Annotated in this window: 5 protein-coding genes and 1 pseudogene; 3 read left to right on the top strand and 3 right to left on the bottom strand. The window is 73.5% G+C overall.

Annotated elements, in window-relative coordinates:
* Positions 1-604 (top strand): hypothetical protein (locus ABD844_RS45455; RefSeq protein WP_344893577.1); only part of this gene is annotated, 604 nt, incomplete at its 5' end.
* On the top strand, positions 601-1,332 hold the full coding sequence (locus tag ABD844_RS45450) for a tyrosine-protein phosphatase (RefSeq protein WP_344893574.1): 732 nt from the start codon (positions 601-603) through the stop codon (positions 1,330-1,332). The genes ABD844_RS45455 and ABD844_RS45450, both read left to right, overlap by 4 nt.
* Positions 1,333-1,468: 136 nt before the next feature.
* Here ABD844_RS45450 and mshA read toward each other — a convergent pair whose 3' ends face one another.
* Positions 1,469-2,719 carry a D-inositol-3-phosphate glycosyltransferase gene (gene mshA, locus ABD844_RS45445; protein ID WP_344893571.1) on the bottom strand — a complete coding sequence of 417 codons (1,251 nt, stop codon included), beginning with the start codon at positions 2,717-2,719 and terminating at the stop codon, positions 1,469-1,471.
* 165 nt (positions 2,720-2,884) lie between these two features.
* Complete coding sequence (locus ABD844_RS45440) at positions 2,885-4,306, bottom strand: sensor histidine kinase (protein WP_344893568.1); 1,422 nt, start codon at positions 4,304-4,306, stop codon at positions 2,885-2,887.
* Positions 4,307-4,641: 335 nt separating this feature from the next.
* Between ABD844_RS45440 and ABD844_RS45435 the strand changes: the two genes are divergently transcribed.
* Positions 4,642-4,968: a hypothetical protein gene (locus tag ABD844_RS45435; RefSeq protein WP_344893565.1), complete on the top strand. Its 327-nt coding sequence runs from the start codon at positions 4,642-4,644 to the stop codon at positions 4,966-4,968.
* A 33-nt stretch (positions 4,969-5,001) separates the two neighbouring features.
* Here the strand turns inward: ABD844_RS45435 and ABD844_RS45430 are convergent.
* Positions 5,002-5,368 (bottom strand): annotated as a pseudogene (locus ABD844_RS45430) (hypothetical protein); the annotation flags it as partial.

Here is a 5,368-nt window from a genome sequence, read left to right as displayed (position 1 = left end):
CTCGGCGTGGCTGGCGTCGCGGCGCGTCGCGAAGGCGGCCGCGATCGTCGCGGGTGCGGCGGGCGTGCCGGTCTCGGCCGTCTACCTCCTCGCCTTCGGCAGCGCCGTCGCGATGGCGGAACGCGCCCCCGGCGCGGGGATCTTCGCCATTTCGGCCAACCGGTTCACCCCCGGGGCCGCCCGCTCGGTGCGCAAGGCGACCATGACCATGCCGGTGTTCGTCCCCGCCCCGGCCCGCGACTCCTTCGCCGCCGCGCTCACCGCCTGCGCCGCGCAGCAGTTGCAGGGGCACCGGTTCGCGAACGCCGACCCCGCCGGGACCGAGGCCATGTGCCAGGAGATCCTCGCCGGGCTCTACGGCACCGGCGTGGCCTACCCCCGCTTCAGCTTCTTCGAGGCCGACCTCCCGCTGCCCGCCGGTGCGGGCGAGGTCGTCTTCTCCAGACCCCGGCTGCTCGGGGCGCGTTACATGCTGACCGTGACCCACGGCCCCAGCAGCGCCCTGCTCGACCTGCAGTACGGCGACGACACCTGCTGGGGGCCCGAGGCGGAGGGCATGCTGGTGCACATGGAGGATCTGATCGTCCAGGCGGCCGGCCGGTGACCCCGCCGGACCGCCATCTCGACTGGGAGGGCTCCCACAACGCCCGCGACCTCGGCGGGCTGCCCGCCGCGGGCGCGCGGCGGACCCGGTGGGGCGCCGTCGTCCGCTCCGACACCCCGCACCGGCTGACCCCCGCCGGGTGGAAGTCGCTCGCGGCGTACGGCATCGGCACCATCGTCGACCTGCGCAACGACGCCGAGCGGAGGCCGGAGGCCGAGCACGTTCCCGAGGGCGTCGACGTGGTGCGCGTACCGATCGAGGACCGCGCCGACACCGGCTTCTGGGACGCGTGGGGCGGCGACCCCCGCTACGGCACGCCGCTGTCCTACCGGCCCCTGCTCGACCGCAAGCCCGAGCGGTGCGCCGCCGCCGTGGCCGCCGTCGCGCGGGCCCGTCCTGGCGGGGTGCTGATCCACTGCGTCGCGGGCCGCGACCGAACCGGCATCGTGACCATGCTGCTGCTCGCCCTGGCCGGGGTCGCACCGGCCGACATCCTCGCGGACCACGAGCTGACCGCCGGACGCCTGCGCCCGCTGTACGCGAAGCTGGGCGAGGCGGACGACTCGGTCCGGGTGCGTGCGGTCCTGGCACGGCACGGCACCACGGAGCGGGAGACGGTCATGTCGCTGCTCACCGGGCTCGACGCCGAGGGCCGCCTGCGCACAGGCGGTCTCGGCGACGCCGACCTGGCCGCCGTCCGGGCCCGCCTCCTCGACCCGCCCGGCTGACCGCGCGGCCCCCTGCCCAGGCGTCCACCCGTATGGGAACGTCGTCCGGGGGCTCGGGCGTGACCACGCTCGGGGACGTCGTCCGAGGGCTCGGGCGTGACCACGCTCGGGAACGTCGTCCGGGGGGCTGGGGCGTTCAGACGCGTACCCGCTTGGCGACCTCGTCGGCGGCCCCGGCGTAGACGCGCAGCAGCCGCTCGACGGTCCGCTCCCAGCCGAAGCGGGACGCGTGCTCGATCGCGCCCCTGCCCAGCCGCCGCGACCACCTCGGACGCCGGACGAGGTCGCCGAGCACCCGGGCGTACGCGGCCGGGTCGTGGCCGTCCACCAGCACTCCGGAGACGCCGTCCCGCACCGCCGTACGGAGTCCGCCGACGGCCGCGGCGACCACGGGGGTGCCGCACGCCTGCGCCTCCACCGCCACCAGCCCGAACGTCTCGGCCCGCGAGGGCACGACGAGCACGTTCGCCGCCCGGTACCAGTCGGCGAGCACGGGCTGGGCGCAGGGCGGCTCCAGCCGTACCAGGTGGGCGATCCCGAGAGCGGCGGCCAGGTCGGCCACGCGGCGCGGGTCGGCCCGCCCCGAGCCGCTGGGGCCGCCGACCACGGCCACCACCAGCCGTCCCGCCAGCTCCCTGTCCTCGGCCAGCTTGGCGGCGGCCATCAGCAGCACGTCGGGGGCCTTGAGCGGCTGCACCCGACCGGCGAACAGCAGCACCACGGCGTCCTGCGGCAGTCCCAGCCGGTGCCGCGCCACGTGCCGCGGGCCCGGCCGGAACACGGACAGGTCGACGCCCGGGTGGATGGTGCGGACCTTGGCCGGGTCGGCTCCGTACAGCGAGACGAGCTGCTCCGCCTCCTGGGCGGTGTTGGCCACCAGCCGGTCGGCGGCGGCCACGACCTCGTCCTCCCCCACGAGCCTGCTCTCCGGCTCGCGCGCGTCGCCCCGGGCCAGCGTCGCGTTCTTGGTCCTGGCCAGCGAGTGCATGGACTGCACCAGCGGCACGCCCCAGCGCCGGCCCACGAGCGCCCCGACCCTGCCCGCCAGCCAGTGGTGCGCGTGCACGACGTCGAACCCGCCGTCCCGCGCCAGCATCCCCTCGGTGAACGCGTCGAGCGTGCCCGGCAGGTCGTTCTTGTCCAGCTCTCTCAGGGGCCCGGCGGCCACCTGCCGGACGAGCACGCCGGGCGCCAGCTCGGCCACCGCGGGCAGGTCCGCCGACACGGCCCTGGTGAAGATCTCCACCTCGACCCCGGCCGCCGCCAGCCGGCGGCCGACCTCGACCATGTAGACGTTCAGCCCTCCGGCGTCGCCGGCGCCCGGCTGGGCGAAGGGTGACGTCAGGACGCTGATGGTCGCGACTCTCCGCAGATCGGCCCGGGGCATGCATCCGACCTCTTCCTGGCGCGAAAGAGCCGAGCCATCCGTGGCAGCAGCACGCCCTCGATGTCGACAACATGGTGCAATATAACGAGATCGTCGCGCAAGATATTGACTTGAGCTTGCCGCAATCACAGCAGGGTCCGCCCACGGCGGCAACCGGCTCAGGTCTCAGCGCTCAGGGCGGAGCGGGCCACCGGAAGGGCCGCCGAAAGGGCCGCCGGAGTGGCCGGTGGAGTGGCCGGTGGGGGCGTCGTGCTGGTGTTCGGCGGCGGACGGGCAGAGCGGGATGGTGGTGACGAAGCAGGCTCCCTCGTCGGAGTCGGCGAGAGTGAGGCTGCCGTGGTGGCGTTCGGCGATCTGGCGGGCGATGGCCAGGCCGAGCCCGGTGCCGCCAGCGTCCTTGGCGCGGGAGTCCGCCAGGCGCACGAACCGCCGGAAGATCTCCTCCCTCTTCTCCGGTGGCACGCCGGGGCCGTCGTCGGCGACCTCGAGCACGGCGTCGTGGCGGTCTCGGGTGAGCCGGACGGTGACGGTGGAGTCGGCATGGCGCCCGGCGTTGTCGAGGAGGTTGGCCAGCAGGCGCTGCCATTCCAGGACGTCACCGATGACCAGGACACAGGGTTCGATCTCGGAGACGAGGACAGGGCCCGCGCACATGGCCCGATGCTTCAGCTCGGTGGTCACCATGTGGCTCAGGTCCACCACGTCGGTGGACCTGACGACGCCGTCCAGCCTGCTGATGGCGAGCAGGTCGGTGACGATCGCCTGGAGGCGTTCGAGGCCGGCGAGCTGGCCGTCGGCCAGTTGGCGCCAGTCGGCCGGCTCGGGGCTCGTCAGCGCCTCCTCCACCTGCAGCCGCATGGCCGCGATGGGGCTGCGCAGGTCGTGGGAGGCGTCGGAGGTGAACTGCCGTTCGTGCTGCATCGCGGTTTCCAGCAGGCGCAGCGTCTGGTTGACGGTGGTGGCGAGTTGCCAGATCTCGTCGTGGTGGGCGGGCACGGGCACCCGGCTGCCGAGGTCGGTCGAGGCGATGCGGTCCAGCGCCGTACGGATGTCCCGGACCGGCCGCAGCGTCCGCCCGACCACGCGTGACGTGCCGAACGCCACGACCCCGACGACGGCGATGCCGACGCCCAGGAGCACGGTCAGGGTGGGGACGCTCACGTACCAGGGGGTGGCGGGGACCGCGCCGTAGACGAGGAGGTCGTGCGCGACCGTGGTTCTGGGCATCCAGACGGCGGTGACGATCATGCAGCGTCCGGGGAACGCCGGTATCCCGCAGCGGACCATGTCCACACCGCCCGCGCGCCGCGGGGGCGTGAACAGGGCCAGCCGCGGGTTGCCGAGCAACGGCCGGCTGGCCGCTATCACCTGCCCCGACGGGTCGACCACCTGGACGGACCACAGCCCCTCGACGTCGTCGATCACGGCGGGGATCGGCTGGTGGTCATAGCGGAACGCCACCCGCCAGGTGCCGTGGTAGGCGTTGTTGACCCGGTGTTTCATGTCGCTGGCGTGCAGGAAGGCCAGGCCGAGCACGATGAGGACCGCGCAGATCAGCGTCACCACCAGAGTCGAGAGCACCGTCATACGGGTCCGGATGGTCCAGTCACGCCGAAGTAGGTCCACAGCTCCTCCGACATCATGGTAGAAATCCGGCGTTACCGGGAAGGACGGCTGTTCCACAAGCCGCACCCATGATTAGGCCCGGAATCCCAGGTGAGCTTCCCGCGCGGGCAGATCACGATTTCCCTGGCGAACCCGGACGAAACGGTTTCGCCGTGATGTCAGGATGAGATCTTCGCCCGCGGGCCGCCCTCACCAACGGCCCGCGAAACGGATGACACCCGGTGACGAAAGGCCGTGATGACTGATTTCACCGTGCGTCTGGTGATCAAAGCCGGCGCGGGCCGGGCAGCGCGGAGGTGGCCCGGCACCTCCGTACGGACTGCGCGCTCTGGTCGGCTTCCGAGGCCCTGGCCGCGCTCGGCGCGGCGACCACCAGGGACGAGAAGCTGACCCTCGTCTACGCCGCCGCGCCGGCCGCCACGGAGCAGCAGGGCGACCAGGTGGCCGCGGCGTTCCAGGACGTCGCGCGCGATCCAGACGCCGGGGTCCGCCAGTCCGTGATCATCGCCACGGGCTACCTCCCCCACCCGGGCCTCGTCGACCTCGTCAGGCGGCTGCGTGACGGCGACCCGGTCGAGCACGTCCGCAAGAACGCGGAGATCCTGCTGACCGCGCTCTCCTGAGGGCGGGCCCCACCGGTGTGGACGGACCGGAGGTCAGACCCGGTCCGATCGCTCCGCGCCCCGCAGACCCCGGCCGGACATGATGTAGCCGCCGAGCACTCCCAGCCCCGTCACGACCTGGGCCACCAGGTAAGGGGTCAGGTCCACCGGCTGCGCGGCGAACGCCACCAGGGCGGGCGCGCAGCCGAGCAGGGCGAGGTCCACGCCGGTCAACGCCCAGAACAGCGGCCCGGTGGGGATCGCGCCGCCCGGCGTGTTGATCACGGGCATGGAGTGGTCGACCGGCGAGCGCCTGGCCATCCGCAACGCCGCCGCGGCCAGCGCGGGCCCGCAGGCAGGTCCGAGCAGCCACCACGGTCCGTCCGGGACTGCGCCCACGGCGCTCATCCCGGCGAGGGCG

The organism is Nonomuraea antimicrobica (assembly GCF_039536965.1).
Taxonomy (GTDB): Bacteria; Actinomycetota; Actinomycetes; order Streptosporangiales; family Streptosporangiaceae; genus Nonomuraea; species Nonomuraea antimicrobica.
Note: the sequence above shows the minus strand (reverse complement) of the source record. Positions and strands in the feature narration are given on the sequence as shown.